22 protein-coding genes and 1 CRISPR repeat array are annotated in these 19,226 nt (G+C 66.5%); of the genes, 11 read left to right on the top strand and 11 right to left on the bottom strand.

Annotation, left to right across the window (positions count from 1 at the left end; translation table 11 throughout):
- Positions 1-60 precede the first annotated feature (60 nt).
- The 8 genes from BXU09_RS19850 (at position 61) to BXU09_RS19820 (ending at position 6,735) form a co-directional block, all read left to right on the top strand.
- Positions 61-846, top strand: coding sequence for a M15 family metallopeptidase (locus tag BXU09_RS19850; RefSeq protein ID WP_078306037.1), 786 nt, complete (start codon positions 61-63; stop codon positions 844-846).
- Complete coding sequence (locus tag BXU09_RS19845; protein WP_078306036.1) at positions 843-1,355, top strand: hypothetical protein; 513 nt, start codon at positions 843-845, stop codon at positions 1,353-1,355. The genes BXU09_RS19850 and BXU09_RS19845 overlap by 4 nt, the downstream gene beginning before the upstream one ends.
- Positions 1,356-1,870: 515 nt before the next feature.
- A CRISPR array of direct repeats spans positions 1,871-2,180; the repeat unit is 34 nt; unit sequence CTCCCAATGGCCTTCCCTGCTAAGGGACTGAAAC.
- Positions 2,181-2,305: 125 nt separating this feature from the next.
- On the top strand, positions 2,306-2,476 hold the full coding sequence (locus BXU09_RS21140) for a hypothetical protein (protein WP_168174708.1): 171 nt from the start codon (positions 2,306-2,308) through the stop codon (positions 2,474-2,476).
- 83 nt (positions 2,477-2,559) lie between these two features.
- Complete coding sequence (locus tag BXU09_RS19840) at positions 2,560-4,740, top strand: hypothetical protein (RefSeq protein ID WP_144012458.1); 2,181 nt, start codon at positions 2,560-2,562, stop codon at positions 4,738-4,740.
- Positions 4,737-5,183: a hypothetical protein gene (locus BXU09_RS19835; protein WP_078306034.1), complete on the top strand. Its 447-nt coding sequence runs from the start codon at positions 4,737-4,739 to the stop codon at positions 5,181-5,183. Before BXU09_RS19840 ends, BXU09_RS19835 begins: the two co-directional genes overlap by 4 nt.
- A gap of 112 nt (positions 5,184-5,295) precedes the next feature.
- Positions 5,296-5,667, top strand: coding sequence for a hypothetical protein (locus tag BXU09_RS19830; RefSeq protein WP_078306033.1), 372 nt, complete (start codon positions 5,296-5,298; stop codon positions 5,665-5,667).
- Positions 5,668-5,839: 172 nt separating this feature from the next.
- Entirely contained in the window at positions 5,840-6,307 is a 468-nt protein-coding gene (locus BXU09_RS19825; RefSeq protein WP_078306032.1) for a hypothetical protein, read from the top strand.
- Positions 6,304-6,735, top strand: a complete 432-nt coding sequence (locus BXU09_RS19820) for a hypothetical protein (RefSeq protein ID WP_078306031.1) — start codon at positions 6,304-6,306, stop codon at positions 6,733-6,735. Before BXU09_RS19825 ends, BXU09_RS19820 begins: the two co-directional genes overlap by 4 nt.
- Positions 6,736-6,757: 22 nt before the next feature.
- Here the strand turns inward: BXU09_RS19820 and BXU09_RS19815 are convergent, their stop codons facing one another.
- The 5 genes from BXU09_RS19815 to BXU09_RS19795 all read right to left on the bottom strand — a co-directional run bounded on the left by BXU09_RS19815 (position 6,758) and on the right by BXU09_RS19795 (position 11,562).
- Positions 6,758-7,654 carry a ParB/RepB/Spo0J family partition protein gene (locus tag BXU09_RS19815; protein ID WP_078306030.1) on the bottom strand — a complete coding sequence of 299 codons (897 nt, stop codon included), beginning with the start codon at positions 7,652-7,654 and terminating at the stop codon, positions 6,758-6,760.
- Entirely contained in the window at positions 7,651-8,418 is a 768-nt protein-coding gene (locus tag BXU09_RS19810; protein WP_078306029.1) for a ParA family protein, read from the bottom strand. The genes BXU09_RS19815 and BXU09_RS19810 overlap by 4 nt, the downstream gene beginning before the upstream one ends.
- A complete protein-coding gene (locus BXU09_RS19805; RefSeq protein ID WP_205684198.1) occupies positions 8,415-8,672 on the bottom strand; it encodes a type I-E CRISPR-associated protein Cse1/CasA in 258 nt (85 codons plus the stop codon). The genes BXU09_RS19810 and BXU09_RS19805 overlap by 4 nt, the downstream gene beginning before the upstream one ends.
- Before the next feature lie 101 nt (positions 8,673-8,773).
- The gene (locus BXU09_RS19800) at positions 8,774-9,796 is read right to left on the bottom strand and encodes a WYL domain-containing protein (RefSeq protein ID WP_078306028.1); all 1,023 of its coding nucleotides are present in this window, start codon (positions 9,794-9,796) and stop codon (positions 8,774-8,776) included.
- Positions 9,797-9,849: 53 nt separating this feature from the next.
- Entirely contained in the window at positions 9,850-11,562 is a 1,713-nt protein-coding gene (locus tag BXU09_RS19795) for a tetratricopeptide repeat protein (protein WP_240501549.1), read from the bottom strand.
- 392 nt (positions 11,563-11,954) lie between these two features.
- Here BXU09_RS19795 and BXU09_RS19790 point away from each other — a divergent pair, with 392 nt between their 5' ends.
- Complete coding sequence (locus tag BXU09_RS19790) at positions 11,955-14,072, top strand: hypothetical protein (RefSeq protein WP_078306026.1); 2,118 nt, start codon at positions 11,955-11,957, stop codon at positions 14,070-14,072.
- A 27-nt stretch (positions 14,073-14,099) separates the two neighbouring features.
- Here BXU09_RS19790 and BXU09_RS19785 read toward each other — a convergent pair whose 3' ends face one another.
- The 3 genes from BXU09_RS19785 to BXU09_RS19770 all read right to left on the bottom strand — a co-directional run bounded on the left by BXU09_RS19785 (position 14,100) and on the right by BXU09_RS19770 (position 17,344).
- Entirely contained in the window at positions 14,100-14,453 is a 354-nt protein-coding gene (locus BXU09_RS19785; protein ID WP_078306025.1) for a hypothetical protein, read from the bottom strand.
- Between the two features lie 822 nt (positions 14,454-15,275).
- Positions 15,276-15,737, bottom strand: a complete 462-nt coding sequence (locus BXU09_RS19775; protein WP_078306023.1) for a hypothetical protein — start codon at positions 15,735-15,737, stop codon at positions 15,276-15,278.
- Positions 15,734-17,344 carry a helix-turn-helix domain-containing protein gene (locus BXU09_RS19770; RefSeq protein WP_078306022.1) on the bottom strand — a complete coding sequence of 537 codons (1,611 nt, stop codon included), beginning with the start codon at positions 17,342-17,344 and terminating at the stop codon, positions 15,734-15,736. Before BXU09_RS19770 ends, BXU09_RS19775 begins: the two co-directional genes overlap by 4 nt.
- 145 nt (positions 17,345-17,489) lie before the next feature.
- On the opposite strand from BXU09_RS19770, the gene BXU09_RS21135 reads away from it, so the two are divergent.
- On the top strand, positions 17,490-17,630 hold the full coding sequence (locus BXU09_RS21135; RefSeq protein ID WP_168174707.1) for a hypothetical protein: 141 nt from the start codon (positions 17,490-17,492) through the stop codon (positions 17,628-17,630).
- A 73-nt stretch (positions 17,631-17,703) separates the two neighbouring features.
- The gene (locus tag BXU09_RS19765; RefSeq protein WP_144012457.1) at positions 17,704-17,958 is read left to right on the top strand and encodes a hypothetical protein; all 255 of its coding nucleotides are present in this window, start codon (positions 17,704-17,706) and stop codon (positions 17,956-17,958) included.
- A 55-nt stretch (positions 17,959-18,013) separates the two neighbouring features.
- On the opposite strand, the gene BXU09_RS19760 is transcribed toward BXU09_RS19765, so the two are convergent.
- The 3 genes from BXU09_RS19760 to BXU09_RS21130 all read right to left on the bottom strand — a co-directional run.
- Complete coding sequence (locus BXU09_RS19760) at positions 18,014-18,412, bottom strand: hypothetical protein (RefSeq protein ID WP_078306020.1); 399 nt, start codon at positions 18,410-18,412, stop codon at positions 18,014-18,016.
- A gap of 288 nt (positions 18,413-18,700) precedes the next feature.
- Positions 18,701-18,895 carry a hypothetical protein gene (locus tag BXU09_RS19755; protein WP_078306019.1) on the bottom strand — a complete coding sequence of 65 codons (195 nt, stop codon included), beginning with the start codon at positions 18,893-18,895 and terminating at the stop codon, positions 18,701-18,703.
- A gap of 94 nt (positions 18,896-18,989) precedes the next feature.
- Positions 18,990-19,226 (bottom strand): hypothetical protein (locus BXU09_RS21130; protein WP_168174706.1); only part of this gene is annotated, 237 nt, incomplete at its 5' end.

Here is a 19,226-nt window from a genome sequence, read left to right as displayed (position 1 = left end):
CCTGTCGTGGTCCGTCGAGTACTGGAACGGGCGGGCCTGGGTGCCCGCCAGGAGGTTCAAGTGAGTGCATTTGATTTCGCCGCCGCCATCAAGGCCCGTCCGAGTGGCGCGCAGCAGGCCCACCTCATCGCCGCGTTCGGCAATCCGGAAGGGCCGGGGGCCGGTCCGAGCACGCAGGGGGGCGCGTGGTTCGAACCCAGTCCGCAGTGGCGGGCTGCGAACCTGGTGCGTGTGCCGGTCACGGACCTGCCCGGCTGGCCCGCCTACCCCGGCTCGACGATCAAGGCCGTCACGGTCCACCGCCTGGTCGCGCCGGTCCTGGTGGCCACTTGGGCGGAGGTCCGGAAGCGTGGGCTGAACGGTCGCCTGCGAACGTACAACGGCGCGTTCGCGGCGCGGCACATGGGCCACGACCGCAGCCGCCCGCTGAGCGTCCACGCCTTCGGGGCCGCCATCGACTTCGACGCGGCGTGGAACGGGTACGGCGTGCCGCTGGACCGCATGCAGATCGACCGCGACGTGATCCGGTGCTTCGAGGAGTGCGGGTGGACCTGGGGCGGGCACTGGACGGGCCAGTACGCCGACGGGATGCATCTGCAGTGGACCGATCCCCTGCCGGGCGTGACGGTCCCGGCGTGGCAGGACGCCATGGCGCACAAGGCCAGCGTCCCGACCGCCCCAGCCCCTGCCGTCCCGTCCGGGCGTGGCGTGGTCCTGAGCCAGTTCGGACGCCCGTTCGAGGACATCGATGGGAGCCGCGTGACCATCACGGGCGCGGCCACCATCGTCATCAACGCCACCGACCCCGGCAAGGTGCAGATCCGGGTCGAGAAGGAGAAAGCGTGAAGCTGATCATCCTGCTGCTGTGCCTGTCCGGTCTCGCGTCCGCGCAGGTGCCGGACCTGTCGAGTGTCAACGTCGCGTTCCTGCTGAACCTCGCCAGTGACCCTGTGGGCCTGGGTCTGCTGGTGTTCGGGCTGATGGCCACCCTGAAACGCAACCTCGCGCGGCGTGAACCGCCGCTCACCTGGGCGCCGTGGCGATGGTGGGGCCTGACCGTGCTGGTCAGTACCGTGTGTGCCGGCGCGCTGCACCTGCTGATGGGCTTCCCGGACGTCCGGGGCTTCGTGCTGTTCGTGCTGGTGACGGCCGTGGTGGCCATCGCGGGCCGCGACGGGCTGAAGACGGCGCTGGGCTGGCTGGGCGGCCTGAAGCCTGCGTCGCCGGTGACGGTCGAGCAGGCCGGGACGGTCGAGGTGAATGCCGCCCCGGCTGCCCCAGCTGCTGCACCAGGAGAGCCGGTGATCACGGTCGAGCGGCCCGGCACGCCGATTCCGGAGGAGATCCCGCGCTGATCCAGTTGGGCAGCCACTCCGCCCGGGCTTCTGCGAGGACGTTGTCGAAGCCTGAGCGGAAACGCTGTCCTGCACGCACAGAAGGCCGAGTCGCCCGCGAGGCGGTTTACAGTTGATCATGATCGTGAAGGGTTTCTGAAGAAAAACGAGCGAAAAGAGCCCCGAAGGAGCGAAACGGAGGGAAAGGCGCTGGGAGAGGAAAAACACGAGGTCTGGAGGATGGGTTGATAGTAGTACGCTCAAAAAAGATGCGTTAAGGGAATCTTCACCAAGTTCCCAAATCTGCATAGCGGTCATTTTCTATACAGCAAATCGCGTTTTTCCCGTCCTGGAGGGGCTTTTGCAAAAGGTAAATGTATGATGAATCACTTTCCGTCAAAACATTGTGCAGGACGGCGAAAGCGTGATACGCTGAAAGCGCGAAGGACATCATTCACCCTATGCAATGAATAATTCATCCTGAGCGAATTATGAGTGCCTCAAAGCACGTGCTGCACGACAACGAAAAAGAGGCTCTCCCAATGGCCTTCCCTGCTAAGGGACTGAAACGGGATGCTCGGGACGGAACCCGAACACCTCCTCGCTCCCAATGGCCTTCCCTGCTAAGGGACTGAAACCCGTCGGCGCTGGCCACGATGGCCAGAGCCGAGCGCTCCCAATGGCCTTCCCTGCTAAGGGACTGAAACTCTCGGAAAGCCAGCGAGATGTATGCCTCAGCAACCTCCCAATGGCCTTCCCTGCTAAGGGACTGAAACGGCCGGCCTGGTGTTCCCAGCGGGGCTGGGCTTCACCTCCCAATGGCCTTCCCTGCTAAGGGACTGAAACGACTTCGAGCTGCACGTCCGAGGTGATGTGCTGCCTTCGATAGCTATTTTGTGTTCGGCGGGCGCGGGCGTGACCTGCTGGATGTGCGGCACTGCGTGGTGAGTGGTCGTGCCACCCTGAATGGCATGAGTGATGGGCATGCGCGTGCGAACCTGGACCTGATCCGCGTCCTGCTGGAAGAACTGGCCATGGCCCGGGATGAGGCCCCGGCCGCAGGAGCGGAACCTGAACCGGAGCGGCGCGCTGTGACCGCGCTGCCGGAGACCGCGGAGGCGGACGTGAGGGAAGAACCCTGAACGTTCGTGCGGCAAGTGCCGGTACGCTTCGCGTCCCCGCCGGGTAAGCTGACCGGCAGCGCACCAGCTCATCTGGAGGTTTCATGACCGGTTCCGCTCCTCTGCAACGTCGTTCCCAGACCAGTCCAATCGCCCCGGCCGCACAGCCGGCCCCTGCGGCCCGGCCGCCCGCGCCGGGTCCGTCCCTGCTGGCCCGACCGGCCGCGCTGGCCCTCCGGGCCGTTCACACGGCCCCCACCGTGAAGCTCGGCCTTCAGAGCCTGCCGGAAGTGACCCGCGTGCAACTGGGACTGAACGTGAGCATGGACCTCCAGGCGGTCGTGGTGACGCTCGCCATGAAAGTCGGGTATGGCGCGCTGGACGCCCAGTACCGGGTCCTCACGAAGCGGCCGCTGGCGCAGGACTTCCGGGCTCAGGTGACCGCGCTCGACACGGGCCGGGAAGTCATGCGCCTGAGCGGCACCGACCGCGCGGGCGTGATTGACGCCATGCTGGACGTGCACACGGAGTCCCGGTACATGGTGGGGCTGGACGTGGTGGACCGCGCCGCGCGGACGGACAACGTCCTGTCGAACGCCCTGATTGGAACCACCCGGCAACTCGGGCAGAACATCGTGGATGTCCCCCGACCTGTGGCGGGCGTCCTGCAGCAGGTGAGGCGGGCCCTGCCTTTGCCTGCGCTCATTCGAAACGCGGAAGTGGAGCGGTTCCAGGTCATCTCGGACCCGAAGGTGATCGAGGAACTCCGGCAGGAACTCGCGGACGCCCGTGCCAAAGGGCAGACCCAGCAACTGCTCACCACCTACCGCCAGCAGACCGGCCGTTCCCTGTACACGCGACTGGGGGAACTCGTCCGGGACGCCGGGCAACGCAAGATCCTGCTGGATCTGCTGCCCCCGCCGATCAGCGAAGCGCAACTGACGTACGACGCGTTCCTGGAGAACATCGCCATCGGCATGGGGTACGAGAACGTCACCGGCGACGCCCTCGAGGGAAAGGAAGCGTTCGAGGACGAGCGCCGGCACGGGCAGCCGGCGGCGCTGCTCGCGTACTTCGGGTACTCCGCCGGGGACGCCATTCACGGGAAGTGGGGCCTGGACTTCCGGGTGTTCACGCCCATCCCGGGCCGCGCGAAGTACAAGGACGTGATCGTCGCGTGGCGCGGCACGGAAGGCGTGACGATCGACCTGAAGAACAACAAGGCCGGGGTCATCGACACGAAAATCGGGGATTTCGCGCCCGGCAGCATCGGGTACTACCAGATTCAGCAGAACGAGGACCTCATCAGCGCCCAATTAGCCAAGGCCCGCGCGGCCGGACCGATCCTGATGGTCGGGCACTCGCTGGGTGGCGGCCTCGCGCAACTCGCCGCGACCCTCTACCCGCAGTACGCCCGGACCGTCGTGACCTTCCAGGGCGCGAACATCGACGAGAAGGACGTCGCCCGCCTCGAGGTGTACAACAAGGCGAACCCGCAACTGGCCATCACGTCCCGCCACTACCGCGCGGACGGGGACGTGGTCCCCACCTCCGGGGACCGGGGCCTGCCCGGCCAGATCCACTACTTCGACCCGCAGTGGAAACCGCACGGCACGGACGCCCCCTTCGCGGGCGACATAACGAAACTGGCGACCAGCGGGCACAACATCCCACTGCTGAACACGTACCTGCAGGGCCTGAAAACCAGCAACCCCGCGCTCAGCATCCTGAAGACAGCCGGCATTCAGGACGAGCACCAGTTCGCGCCCGGACAGGCCCGCCAGGACGCCCGCGTGGTGTACGGCGGGTCGTACAGCAGCGCGCAGGACCCCCGCCTGGTCACCGAGGGCGGCCGCGACAACCTGCTGGGCCTGCAGCGGTACCTGACGTACGTGAGCCAGAAACACCCGAACCTGAAAGACCTCAAGGTGATCGGCGGCTTCGCGGACATGGTCGTGACGGGCGGGTCGTACACGGACGTGATCATGGACGGCCTGCCCGTAAACACCCTGCTCGACCACCTGACCACCCTGGCGTTGAAGAGCGAATCGTACGCCGCCTTCGTGAAAAGTGCCCTGAAGCTGATGGGCCTGACGGACGGAACGTACGGGCCGGTCACGCTGAACGTCACGCAGAACGACCTCGACATGGCAAAAGAACTGAACCTGAAATTGCCGGACAAGGTGACTGTAAGCTCTGAGCTACTGCAGGATGTTGTTGCCCCGCAAGATCTCCTCGAAAAAATTTATCCTGATTTAAAAAACATCTACAGGTCAGTGAAATGAAACGCTGGACCCTGCTGCTTACGCTGTTTTTCCTCTCGTCCTGCCAGGAGCGTGCCGTGAACCGAACATACCCCAGCCTCGATGCGTCCATCGCGCGGATGACTGACGTGTCGCCTGACACCCGTTGCGCTGAGGCGTACCAGGAGATGAACCTGCTGGGCGGGTGCTACCCGGCCACGAGTGACCCGGATGTGACGGCCAGGGTCGTTGTATCCGCACTGGAAGAGGACGGATGGAAACGAGAGAGCCTGCTCCGGAAGGACTTCGGAACCTGGCGTACCGTGCTGGTCCGTCCTGATGAGAAGCTGGCTGTGTCAGTGAGATGGCTGACGTCCCAGTCAGAGGGTCTCAACCAGCGGTTGTTTAAAGAGGGTTACCAGTCGCTGGTGAATCTGACCCTGAACCGTGCTGTCAAGCAGACGGAGGTGTCAACGTCGCCATAACGGGAGTCCTGCATCTCGTCACGCTCATGGGCTCCATGGGCGGATGAATCAAGTCACATGGTGGTCCCTGCTACTTACGCTGTTTTTCCTCTCGTCCTGTCAGGAGCGTCCCATGAACCGAACCCAGCCGAGCCTCGACGCCTCCATTGCACGCATGAGTAACGTCTCTCCGGATACCCGCTGCGCTGAGGCGTACCAGGAGATGAAACTTCTGGGCGGGTGCTACCCGGCCACGAGTGACCCGGACGTGACGGCCAGGGTCGTGGTGTCCGCGCTGGAAGAGGACGGATGGAAACGCAGGGGGACGCTTCGGAAGGACTTCGGCATCTGGAGCGCCACCCTGGTGCGTGAAGGAGAAGGGCTGGCTTTTTCAGTAGACGTGCTGACAAGCCGGTCAAAAGGCCTCAGTCAGGAACTCTTCCGGGAGGGCTGCCAGTCCCTTGTGAACCTGACTCTGAACCGCGAGGAAAATCCGGCGAAGTGAGGAGCATGGCGGTGCTGGGAAACCTGCCGGAACCCCCTGTTGGCCTGCGCTCACGACAGCAGAACTGGCCGTGTGACGTACGGGTTTCTGCGTCTTTGATCGGTGAGTTGGCTGTCGTCAGTCAGATGACGGAGGCCTACAGGAGACCGCATGAACTCTGGATGGCATTCCGGTGACCCGTCTCCTTCCGCTCTTCGTGCTGCTCGTGGGGTGTCAAGTGAAACATTCGGTAGAGCAGGGGCCGTTCGTCGGCAGTGATCTCACCCGACTCGTTCAGAGCATTGAGCACCTTGACTCAGTAAACAGATGCGCTGACGTGTACGAGAAGCGAGCTGAGCTGGGCGGGTGCTTCGTCTCCGTGGGGGAGCAGGATGAGGTTGCCAGAGCGGTCTCACAGGCCCTATTGAACTCTGGTTTTGAACCCGATCATTCCCTGCGCAAGGATTTTGGAACGTGGTCTCAATCGTTGTCGCGAGGTGATCAGTCCGCCGTCATCGTGATCGACACACTGGAAGATGCAGACACGGAGGATGACTGGGCGCTGCGTGACCAGGGGTTCAAGTCCTTCCTGGAAATCGCGGTGGTGACGAATGACGTCTCCGGACAGGTGGGCGCATCTGTGAGCGGATTGGTCAGGTGACGCACTGGCCCCTGCTGCTGCTGACACTTCTTCTCTTCTCCTGTCAGGAGCGCGCCGTGAACCGGGCTCACCTGAGCTTGGATGCGTCCATCGCGCGGATGACCGACGTGTCGCCTGACACCCGTTGCGCCGAGGCGTACCAGGAGATGAAGCTGCTCGGCGGGTGCTATCCGGCCACGAGTGATCCGGATGTGACCGCCAGGGTTGTGGTGTCTGCGCTGGAGGAGAGCGGGTGGGTGCGCAGGAATCTGCTCCGGAAAGATTTCGGTACCTGGACGGTTGTCATGATCCGCGGGAATGCGTCACTGGCATGCGCAGTGGAAGAGCTGTCCTCGGCCTCTGAGGGACAGGACCAGCAACTCTTCCGTGAGGGCTACAGGTCGCTGGTGAACCTGACCCTGAACCGTGAGGAGAACCCGGTGAGGTGAGGCCCCTGCTGGCGCACTGACGTCAGTCCGGGAGGTTCATGGCCCTGCGGACACTGTCGGGCATGCGGTTGAGCCACGCCTGCAGGTCTTTCTGGGCGCGGTCGTCGAGGGTGCCGAGCCATTTGACGCTGCCGATGCGTTTGCCGACCTGCGTGACCCGCGCGGGGTCCACCCGCAGGGGCGTGGGGCGCGCTTCGAGTTCGGCGCGGCGGGCCTTGACTTCGCGGTACCCGGCGCCGCCGAGGGCGAGGGCGAGCAGTTCGGCCTGGTTCGCTTCGGGGGCGCTGGCGATGACGGCCGCGATGCTGTAATGGAGGCCGCCGCGCATGGCCTGCACGATGGCGTCCGGGTACTTGAGGATGCGGAGTTTGTTCGTCGTGAACGATTGCCAGCTGCCGAGACTCGCGGCGGCGAACAGGTCCTCAAGGGCTTCGCGGTCCTCGGTGTTCGTGCCGCGCGCCGCGGCGTACATGCGGGCGCGGGCAGTGTCCTCGTCCACGCCGAGGGTCAGGGCGACGAGGCGCAGGGTGGCGGCGGCTTCCTCGTACTGGTTGAGGTCCTCGCGGTGCAGGTTCTCCAGCAGGGCGGCGCGGGTGGCCTGCTCGTCGGTGAGGTCGCGGACGTACACGGGCACGTGGGTGAGGCCGGCCTGCTGCGCGGCCCGCCAGCGGCGCTCGCCGGCGATGATCTCGAACTCCGCGCCGCTGGGCCGCACGAGCAGGGGTTGCAGGACGCCCTGCTTGCGGATGCTGTCCGCGAGTTCCGTCAGGGTGTCCGGGTCGAAGTGCTGACGCGGCTGGAACGCAGCGGGCCGGAGTTGCGCGGTGGGGAGCGTGACGGTCGGGACGTCCGCGAGGGCGGACGCGCCCTGGAGCAGACCGTCCAGTCCGGCGGGGCGGTTGGGGCGCCGGCGGGTCATGCGGTCACCGTGATATTCAGGCCCAGGACGCGTGCCACCTCGGCCGTGAGGCGCAGCACGTCCCCGTGCACGGGACTGCCGGGGGCGTACACGCCGACCGGGCTGCCGTCCATGGTGCTGTCGAGCCACACGGCCGGGCGTTCCGGCATGGGCGTGGAGAGGGGGGACAGGCCGCCGCGCAGCATGTCGAGGACCTCGCGGTCGTGGCTGCGGCGGTCGTTGTAGAGGGTGGGCACGTACAGGGCGACGGTCAGTTCCGGGCGCATCCGGCGGTACAGCGCCGTTGCCTTCTGCAGGCCCGGCAGGGCGTCGAGGCCCTTCTGCCGGGTGGGGACCGGGACGATCAGGCGGTCGGCGGCAACCGCGCCCAGAATCGCGAGTTGCCCGACGCTGGGTGGACTGTCGATCAGGACCACGTCGTACCGGTCCCGCACCTGCTCGAGCGCCTGCCGCAGGAACAACTGCGAGCCCGGCACGCCCAGCATGCCCGTCTCGGCCAGCGCCAGGTCCACCTGACTGGGAATGACGTGCAGCCCGTGCGCCTCCACCGGTTCCGGCAGGGGCGCGCCGGTCGTGGCCAGGTCGTACACCGTCGCGTCGATGCTGACGTTCCGCACGCCCAGCCAGCTGCTCAGGTTCGCCTGCGGGTCCAGGTCCACCAGCAGCACCCGCAGGCCCGCCTGCGCGAACTGGTACCCCACATCGCGGGTAATGGACGTTTTCCCCGCACCGCCCGCGTGATTGAAGATCGTCGCCGTGATCATGTGCCGCCCACAATACCGCGCGACACCATCCCAACCGACCGGCCCATCCCCACCTGGGTTTCGAGCGTGCCTTCGGAGAAGCCCTGTGCGAACCACTCGGCGGCCTGCGTGGTGCTCAACGGTTCCCGCAGGCCGCGGTGCAGCAGGGCGAGCGTCAGGCGCCGGAGGGCCACGGTGACCAGCGGGGAAGGGTCGTCGATGCGGCTGTAGGTGCGGGCGTGCAGGATCAGGTCGCGCAGGCTGACCTCGCGCACGGGACTGCCACCGCCGGGCGGACGGGAATCCAGGGTTCGTGCAGCAGGTTGAAGGTGGGGAGACTATTCACGCAGTGATCCTCTTGTGTTCCTCCGGCGGGTCAGGCGGTGTTGCGGGCGTGTGGGGTGTCGTAACGGGTGAGGGTTTCGCGCAGTTCGGCGAGCCACGCTTCGCGGACGTGTGGGGGGGAGAGGACTTCGGCGCGGGGGCCCCAGCCGAGCAGGAACGGCATGAGTTCGCGGGGGAGGCCGGTCCGGTCGGTGCCGGCGCGGAATTCGACTTCCACGCAGCCGTCGCGGCGGATGAGAGTGGCGTTCGGGAATCCACCTTCGAGGACGCGGTACGCGGCTTCCGGGGCGAAGCGGACGGTGACGGTGAGGGGGTTCTCGCTGCCGATGACGCCCCACGCGTCACTGAGGAAGGCTTTCGGATCGAAGTCGGGATCTGGTTCGTAGGTGTCCTGGTGCAGGCTCAGGTGAGTCATCCGGGAGAGCTTGAAGGTGCGAACTTGACCGCGGCGGCGTTCGAGGCCGATCACGTACGGGGCGAGGTTGTCGCGGCTGATCTCGATGAAGTACACGCACAGTTCGTTCCCGGTTTCGAGTTCGCCGTTGGGGCGGCGGTAATCGAAGTTCAGGACCCGGCCGTCCATCCAGGCAGCGGCGACCTGTTCCATCTGCCGCTCGGCGAAGGGGGTGGCGCCGGTGTTTTTGACGCTGGCGTTGAGGGTGTGGCGGATACGTTCCGGGAGTGCCATGGAGATGCTGTGCAGCGCGTGGCGGTAGTGGCTGTTCAGGGCGGGGGAGTGGTGGTGCGCGAGGCGGATGGCGGCGTACGCGGCGAGGGCCTCGGCGGGGCGCAGAAGGGTGACGTTTCTGGGGATGGAGTAGGCCTGCCCGGCGTGTTCTACGACGTCGTGTCCCATGCGTCTGAGGGCGTCGATGTCGCGCTGGATGCTGCGCTGGCCGACGTCGAAGCGGCGGGCAAGGTCGGCGGTAGTGCAGCGGCGGGCCTGCAATTCGCTCAGGAGGGCGCTGAGGCGTTTGGCTTTATCCCAGGTTTTGGCCTGTCGGGGGTTTGGAGTGCGGGGTTCGAGGTTGGTGGTTGGTGCGGAGTCACTCATGGGGCGCACCGTACGCGGAGGCTGTCTCAGGTCTGTCGCACTACCCTCTGCTCCTAAGTAAAAGTCAGATGATCTGAGTGCTGAGCGATCAGGTATTGCTCCTGTTCGGTGACCCATGCGAGCGGAACGCCGGACAGGAAAGCGGTGACGGGTTGACCGTTTGCCAGGGCGGCCTGCACGTCGCTGCTCCAGTCGCCTGCGGTATCCAGCTGGTACGCACCGCCGAGGGACAGGACGCTGCCCTCCCAGCCGAGCGAGTCCCGCAGTTGGCGGACGACGCGGGACACGCGCTGCGCAGCCGCTCGCATCTCACGGGGTTTCCCGTCCCGGATCACTTCGATCAGCTCGTCGGTAGTGAGGTCCCCACCGGCCAGCATCAGGGCGGCCAGCGTGGTCACCTCCAGGTGACCGGGGCGGATGCGCCGCCCGTTGACCTGCACGACCGGCACGCCTATCGCCCGCAGGTGTACGCGGGTCTGCTGTGGTCGGGGCAGGGGCTCAGGTCGCTGCCCGGCGGGGAGCAGCGTGAACAGTGGCCCGAAGGCGTGCGCTTCCTCACGGGTCCACAGCGCGCCGCGGCTGATGGTACCCAGGAGCGCGGCGGCCTGTTCAGGGTGACCGGTCCGGCGCGCCAGTTCCGCCCGGACGATCACAGCCCGCTGCGCGTCCTCGGCGTCCAGCGGCCCGGTCCGCGCGAGGTGATCCTCCACGGACCGCGCGTCCAGGACGTCCAGGCTGGCGAGGGTGGCGGCGACGTCCACGTTCACCCACGACTGCCCGCCCTCACGGTCGCTCCGGGCGGTGGTCGCGGCGCCGCGCAGCGTTTCGAGCGCCTGCATATGCCGCCCTGCAAGCCGCTGGGTGTACCCCAGGCCGCGCAGGGCCTGCCGCCGGTCGTCCTCATCCTGGCTGGCCCCGGCGGCCTGCTGGTACAGCGACTCGGCCCGCGCCCACTCGCCCAGGGCGCGCCGCGCGGCGGCCTGACCGGACAGCGCCCGGCTGCGGTACGTGGATTTCAGGGCCGCGACCTGCATGAAGTACTCCTCGGCTTCCTCGAAGCGTCCCAGGCGCAGGCAGACGACGCCCATGTTGTTCAGTACCATCGCCTGGTGCCCGGTGGACACCACCAGATTCCGGGCGTCCGTGTAGGCCAGCATCGCGCCCGGTTCGTTTCCCGCGCGGCTGCGCAGGCCACCCAGGTCCAGCAGGATCAGCCCGCGTGTCCAGCCTTCACTGACGTCCAGCGCCTCCCGGAACGTCCCTTCCCAGTCGCTGCCAGGGTCGAGTCGGTTCTGCGCGAACCCTTTCATCCGCAGGGCCAGTCCCAGGTCGCGGTTCGTGAGGTTCTCCCGGTCCTGAAGGGCCGTGTCGGCGGCCTGGAGGGCGCCTGGGAAGTCCTCCTGCTGCGTCAGGGCCCAGGCCAGATCCGCGAACAGGAACCCGTCCCTGAGCCGGGCGGCCTGCGCCTCGCGCACCAGGGCGGCCACATCGCTGGGTGTCCGCGCGTTCCCGAGCAGGCGGAGCTTGAGCCGCAGTCCGTGCAGGCTCAGGCAGCCGCCCACGCCACGCGGCAGCACGGCCGGAGCGCACTCCTCCACATGCTCAAGGAGTTCCAGCAGCGCGGCGGCGTTCTGACCCTCGTTCAGGGCCCGTTCGACGGTCAGGACCGCGTCGTCGAACCGGCCTGCGTCCACGAAGGCCAGAACGGACGCCTGCCACGCCTCCCAGGGAACGGCAGGTGGGGAAGTCCGGCGAGGGGAGGGCATGGACGCCAGCCTAGCGCCCACAACGCGGCACTGAAAGGGCGTGGACTTGCCTGGGCGCAGGGTCAGCTGGAACCATTACGCTCTCTCCGTTCAGAGCCCTGATCAGCGCCAGAGCCAGAGCGTGCGCGGGGGTGTCGGTTTTTATATTATCCAAGTAAGACTCATCTAAATTTCGGTCCACTCCTTCAATTCCCGAGGCTTCCTATGACCCCACCCAACGTCCATCAGCCTACCCCCAGCCGTCCTGAAGGCGCTCCAGCAGTGACCAGCGTTTATGCAGCCCCCACCCTCACGTTCCTCGGCACATGGACGGCTGTCACCCTGAGCATCTCCATTCCTGTCGGACTGAACAAGGTCCATAACGCCTCTCCATTCAGTACGGAGTTCTGACTATGCGCCGACGGATCATGTCTCTTCTTCTCCCTCCCCTCCTCCTCGCCGCTTGTGGACAGACTCCTATTGCTCTGCCGGGCGGAACGACGCCAGGGGCCAGCACGCCAGCAACACCTGTGCAGCAGGCCCTTCCTGGGGTTTTCCAGATTGACTTCAATGCCATCGGGACGGCCACCCCGACCAGCCGCCTGTCGCTTCAGGCAGGCGGCCTGAGCGCGCAGGGGCTGGTCAGTGCACCGGACCAGTTCAGCTTTTCCCCAGTCGCCGTCCAGACGTTTGCCGTGACGGCCACAAGCACCCGGCACGTGCGCGCGACCTACAAAGTTACGAATAACTCCTCTGAAACGTTGCGGAACCCTAAATTCGTGGCCGTGGTTCCTCAGGGCAGTACGACCGACAGCGTATTCACGAAGATCCGGTACTTCGATGGGTCGGACGCAACGACATCCACCAATCAACCCTCCCTGAGTCAGGGGCAGATTTTCGATGCCTCCACAGGCGCGGCAATAATCGATCCGAAGGCCAACACCTTCCTCACGGGATTGGACGTGAGTGGCGTTGACACGACTGGGAAAGGCATCAAGACGCTGACTCAGGCTGGATGGTGGCTGACAACTCCGCCTGCGCCTGGGGAAACCACCCTGATGGCCCCAGGTGACAGTTCACTGATCACCTTCGGGGTGAATGTACCGATGACTCCTCAGGATAGCGGGGGCGCAACCAGGGACCCCTTTAGCTTCTCGCTGAATGTCACTGCAGTACAGGATGCTCTCCCAGCAGTCAGGCTGAGTTCTGTAGTTAAGCAATGGAATGAGACAAGTGGCACTTTCCAAAACTATGCAATCTTCCCCACTCGGACATTTAGCGATGATTCTCTGGTCCAACCGGTAACTCGGAGCCTGCCTGCCTATTACGACATTGATACGCTGGACGGCTCGACGACGTCGAAGATCCTCTGCGGCGGCGACAAGCAGATGAGCGTCACGAATATCAGTACGCCCGGCTTTCCAAATCGTTGGCGGGTACAACTTTACGCTGTGGGAGAGCACACGCTCAATGTGTATGCAGGGAGCAACTGTCGAGGAGTTCCTCTGCTCAGTCAGACGGTGACCAGCACCGAAACGAGCGGAACCATTCTTGCCGGAGGAAACATCCATGGTTTGGCTTTGGAGGCTAACGGGACTGTCGCTCTCTGGGGGAACACCTCTACTAGAGGCTACTCCTTATCGCCGGGCAGTACCTCCCTTGATTTTTACCGTGACGGCTTCGTCAGCGTCGCCGCAGGTGGCAAATTTGACGGCTCATTCAAGAACTATGGTATCGCCTTGAGGGCAGATGGGACCGTCTTTGGAGGAGGCAACATAGATACAGGTGCCCCTGCCAGCGACCCTCTCGCTTCTTATTTTATTGGAAGCCAATTCATTAAGCGATCCGATATTGTAAGCATTGCTGCGGGAGCTAGCGTCAATCTGTCATTGAAGGCGGATGGGACCGTTCTAATGGGAGATAATATTGTGAGCGGTCTCGGCGGAGTGACGAGCATCGCTACGGGCGATACATATAATCTGGCCTTAAAGGCGGATGGGACTGTTTGGAGTTGGGGTGCAGGTAGCCAGCTGGCCATGGTGAGTGGACTGAGCGAAGTGAAGAGCATCTCTTCAGGAGGCAGCCACAATCTGGCCCTGAAGGCGGATGGGACCGTCTGGAGTTGGGGTGCCAATGACAGCGGGCAATTGGGGGATGGCACCGGCACTTTCCGGACGAAACCCGTCATGGTGAGTGGCTTGAGCGGTGTGACGAGCATCGCTGCAGGCGGCGCCCATAGTCTGGCCTTGAAGACGGACGGGACCGTCTGGAGCTGGGGTGCCGGTGACAAGGGGCAACTGGGGGATGGCAACAGCACATTCAACCGGAGACCTGTCAAGGTCATGGGGTTGAGTAGAGTCACCAGTATCGCCGCAGGCCCGGAGTACAGTCTCGCTGGGAGGGCAGATGGGACAGTCCGAGGCTGGGGTCTGAACCGTGAAGGGCAACTGATATACTCGTTTACCGCCAATCAGCCTGTACCCATCAAAACAGAAATGGCCAATATCGCGCAGCCGACGCCGACCCCTTAAGACGCTGTGGAATGGGAAGTGCGATCCTCAGCCCCCGTGCTCCACTTGGGATTGCCCCACAGATTCACTGAATTTTTCCTGCTGCCTGGGTCTTGCCCAGGTCAGCAGGCCCGGTCGGCGGTGCTCGAGCGTCGTCAGGCGGCTCCCGATCAGGCCGGGCTGGATCAGTTCGCACAGGTCCAGGCAGCGGATGATCACGTCCCCGAGTTCGCGGGCGCGTTTGGCCCGGTCGCGTTCGTGGTGCGCTTCGGTGATCTCGCTGTGGATCAGCGCGAGGAACTGCGGGATCTGCGCGAGCGTGAAGTCGCTGCCCCAGTCGTTGCTGGCGTTGATCTGGCGGGTGCGGGTGGCGAGTGCGTGGATGGTGGGGACGAGGTTCATGCGACCTGCTCCTGATGGACGGGGACTTGGGGGCGTGGCGGAACAGGACGGATGCGCCGACGGGCCGCAGGGCCAGCAGGGCGTGCGCTTCCAGCAGGGAGAGGGCCTTCTCGACGCGCGGCCAGGGCCAGCGGGTCTGTTCCATCAACGCCTGCCGGGAGAGGCTGCTGTCCCGTTCCGTGACGGCGCTCAGGAGGCCTTGGACGGCCTCCGCGTCGGGCGTGAGGGGACGGGCGGGCACGCGGGGCAGGCCGCTGCGAACCGCTGCGTACGTGGTGGTGCGGGCGCGGCGGCTGGTGGGCGTGATGAGCATGGCGTCCTGCGTTTCGTGCACGAGGTATGAGAGCGCCTCGCGGGCGGCGGTGACGCTGAGGGTGGGAACGGCGCTGAGGATCTCCAGTTCCGGGAGAGGGTTCGGGGAGGTGCGAAGGACGGCGAGGATCTGCGCGGCGGCCGTGACGGTCACGCGCCGGCGGGCGGTGGTGTCGCGCTGCCGGGCGTGCCGGGCGGCCGCGCTGGCGTCCGTGCCCGCTTCGAGTTCCGGCGTTTCGCGGGCGGTGCGGGTGGGGGGCCACGTCAGGAAGCGGTACTCGAAACGCGGGCGATCAGGGCGGTGACCGGCGGCGTGCTGTCGGTCGAGGCGTCCGGCGCGGTGCTGGTGCGAGGCCTGCTTGGCGTAGTTCCTGGTGCCCGCCATGCCGAGCAGATCGCGCAGCTGGGTGACGGTAATCCACCGTCCGGGGTTGGCGTGCGCGACCCGCACGATCATGTGCCCGCGTCCGGCCGTTTCCGGGGCAGCCGGGTTGAGCGGGGCGGGAGTGGTCACAACGTGACGCCCTGCGCGGCCAGCTGGCGGCGCACGCGTTCCTGCACGGTGTCGTCCGGGAAGAAGAAGCCAAGTGCGCCCCGGCAGGGGATGGGGTCGGTCAGGCGGACAGGACCGGCGAGGTGCAGGTGAACGGCGTCACGGGCTGCCCAGCGACTGGTGGGGACGCCGTCGGTCGTGACGGCCTGCAGGGTGACGACCCCCAGGACCGCGCCGAGGGTGCAGTCAGCTTTCATGAGGCGCTGCCCGGTCAGAGCGCGGATCACGGGCACGCCGCTGTCGTCGAAGGTCTTCCCGGCGTGCAGCAGGATGCGCTGCCCGACGAGGCGGTGGGCCTGGGCGAGCAGGCCGGGACTGCGGTGCCAGTCGCGGTTCTCGACTTCCTTCCCGAAGTCCAGGATGGCGGTACTCCAGGGTTCCTGAACGCTCAGCGCCAGGAGGCCGGGTAGGGTGGTCACGCGGCCACCTCGGCGGTGCTGGCGGTCGCGAGCGTGAAGTGCAGGAGCATGCCGGTGCGGCTCCAGCGCAGGCGTCCCTGGGCGTGCAGGACCGCGAGGGCCTCCTCGACGTCCGCGCGGGGTAGGCCGAGTTTCAGGGACATGTTCGACACGGTGTCCCGCTCGCTGCGGTCCGTGACCTGTGTGAGGTGCGCCTCGACCATGCGGCCCTCGGCGGTCAGGTGGGCACGCTGCGGGGCGGGCAGTTCCAGTTCGTCCAGAGCGTACGCGGCGCGGCTGGCGGGCGTGGGACCGGGCACGCGGCGCACGGTGCCGGCTTCCTCGAGGTGACCGAGGGCAGCGCGCAGGTGGCTGAGGTTCATGTCGGGGAGCCTGGCGCGCAAGTCCAGTTCCGTCATGGGTTTCTTGCCGAGGACCGCGCGGACCTGCCCGGCGTTCTCCCGGACGCGGGCCTTGAGTTCCTCCTGCGTGATGGGGCTGACACCACTGACCGGGTCCGGCTCGGCGGCAGGCGGCGCTTCGACGGCTTTCCTCGCGGTGGGGGCGGCGTGCGTGACGGGGCGGGTATCGCCGGGAATCTGAATGACCCTGGGGGTGGTGTCGGTCTGCGTGACGTACCCGTGCTTCACGAGGTTGGCGATGGTGGCGCCGGCGGGACCGGGGGGCATGCCGAGGTGCGCGGCGATCACGGGCGCGGTGGCGGGGCCGTGATCACGCAGGAAGTGCAGGGCGCGTTCCTGGGCGCTGCCCGGTGCAGGCTGACCGGGTTTGATGGGCGCCGCCTCGCGGACCGGTTCCGGGGCGGAAGTGGCGGCGTCGACTACCGGAACTTCAGGCATCGACTGCTCCGGCTCATCACCGCTGGACTTGGCAGCGTTGTCACCTTCAGCCGACTGGGCGGCGTAGGCGTGCAACTGGCGCAGGTAACTCAGTCCGCTGGCCGTGAGGCGGTGCTGGCCTGGCGTGCCGACACGGGAGAGCCGCAGGGAACTGACGCCCTTGGTGAGGATTCCGCTGACGGAGCCGCGCGACAGGCCCGTGCGGACCATGATGTCCGTGAGGGTCACGCCGGGGTGAGCGTGGATGTCCAGGTACACCACGGCCTGCTTGCTGAGTTCGAACCCGGTGGGGAACACGAGATCCAGGGTGTCCGTGACGGCCGTGGGTGTCAGGTCGGGATGGGCTTCGGGTTCGGACATCTCGGCCACCTGGGCGGGTGCGGGGGCCGGTGTGGGCTGAGCTACCGGCTCAGGTTCCCGGGCGGACTTGACCGTGGCGGGTTCGAGTGGGTTGGTCAGGTCGCTCAGGCCGTCCAGTGTGGGGTTGGTGGGGGCGGCGCGGTCAGCCAGCCCGAGCAGGGGCGCGATGGAGTACTCGATGTCGCGCAGCAGGTCCGCGGAGTGCAGGGCGACACTCAGGCGGCGCGTGGCGACGTCCCGGAGGCGCTGCGTGTCGAGGAGGTGCGCGTCGTACTCGCTGACGGCGGCGCGCAGGCCTTCAATCAGACCGGCGCGGCTTTCCAGGACGGCCATGCGGGCGCTGAGGGTGACGCCGTTAGGCAGGTCGGCGTCGAGGACGGCGTAGGTGTTCTGGCGGGGGTCGATCATACGGGACTCCAGTTGCCGGGCAGCGTCGGCATGCGCGTGAGGCGGGTCTTGGTAGGGGCGCACTGACGTCAGTGCGGAACCTGTCGGATGTGCATCAACTGGCAGGGGCCGACGGCCGGGTGGGGGAATCGCACTGATCGTTCTGGTGGACCTGCTGCTCCTGGGTTGGTTCACGGTTGACCTGTGGCGCCGGGGAACGCGGGGACCGGCGTTCCTGATGGGCCTGACGTGCCTGGGGTGGGTGTGGCTCCTGTCGGATCAGCTGGCGTTGATCCTCGGCTGGTGATGAAGGGGGTTTCTCTGGAGAGGCTGAAGGTGACCTGAACTGCGTCTGGCGGGCGCCGGGTAGGGTGACGGGCATGGTCTGGTCCCGCGTGGCGTTGTCGTTCTGGTTCGTGTTGCTGCTGGCTGCGATTGTCATCAACGGGTTGGTGCCGGACGCTCGCCTGCTGGGCGCGGTGTTGATGGCACTCCTGACGTGCCTGTTGATGGGCGGCGTGACGGTGGCGCTGTGGCGCTGGGATCAGCGGGTGGCGGCGTACGGTGCGGCGGGCCTGACGGTCCTGCAGGGGGCGGTACTGGTCAGGCAGTTCGCGCAGGCCCTGAACGGGTGAACTCCTGAACGGGGTTGCACGGGGCACGCCAGGGAATGACCCCTGGCGTGCCCTTTCACGCTGCTCCGGGTAGGGCGCAGGGTGCGCGGTAGGCGCGGTTGAGCGTCAGGGCGCCGCCGTCGCGGAACGTGCCGTCCACCAGTTCGGACAGGGCAATCAGGTGCGCGCGCGGGCGCAGTAGCGTGGGCCGGCGGTACAGCAGCAGCGCGGCGATCGGGGCGGGAATCAGGGCGTGCAAGGCGCGGCCCCTGCTGCGGTGTGCCTGCAGGTTCGGGGCGGGCACACGCCGGACGAGGCGGTCACGGAACAGGGTGCTGGCCAGGGTGGCGGTGTGCGCCGCGCTGAACGGGAACGCGCGGCCCAGCGTGGCAGTCGTCAGGGGAGCGCTGGTCAGCAGGACGCGCAGCAGGCGGCGTTCCTGCGGACTGGGCACGCGGTTGGCAGGGCGGCTCACTGGGCAGGTCGACATAGTGACGGAAGCCGCCGGGCGCAGCGGCCAGGGCGCGGGCGAACACCAGGACCGCGCTGATCAGTGCAGCGGCTGCCACCAGCCGCATGGGCCCTTCGACCAGGACGACGCTGATGGCCAGGGCCATGACGCTGCCGAAAGCGACGCCAGCGACCAGGAACGGCAGTTCACGGCGGCGGAACACGCGCCAGCGGCGCACCAGTCGGCTGGGACGGGCAGGACGGTGAGGCAGGCGTTCATGGGCGGCGTACACGGGTACGGTGGATTGGGTGATCATGCGGCGCTCCTCTGGGAAATGGGAGTGGGCTGGGCGGCGCTGTACTCGCGGCGGTGGGTCTGCATTTCAGTCAGGACGTTCCGGCGGGCCTGGAGCCAGATGGCGCGGTTGGGGTGGTCGGGTCCGGCGGTGGCGATCGCGTCGCGCAGGTCGCGTTCGAGTTCGTACAGGTCGGCGAGGCGGTCGGGCATCAGCGCTTCCGGCTCAGGGTGGCGAGCCCCCAGGCGGCCAGCAGCGCCATGGCCACCACCCAGGCGCCGAGGAACAGGGCAGCGGTCGCTTCGGTCATGCGCTCACGACCCAGAACGCGTAGTCCTGTGCCTGCGTGTGGTCATGGCTTTCCTGGCACCGTTCGCACAGACCGGTCTCGACGCGTCCGGGAGCGCCGCACACCCCGCAGGGTTCCGTCTGGACGGCGTGGGTAGCCTCTTCGCGGTAGGCCTGCGCGACGCGGTTGGCGCGGGCGGCCCGTTCGGGCGTGCAGGGGTCGGCGGCGAGTTCGCTGTCCAGGGCGAGACGATG

This window comes from Deinococcus sp. LM3 (assembly GCF_002017875.1).
Lineage (GTDB): Bacteria > Deinococcota > Deinococci > Deinococcales > Deinococcaceae > Deinococcus.
The sequence above is the reverse complement of the archived record's forward strand: the minus strand, read 5'-3'. Positions and strand labels throughout refer to the sequence as shown.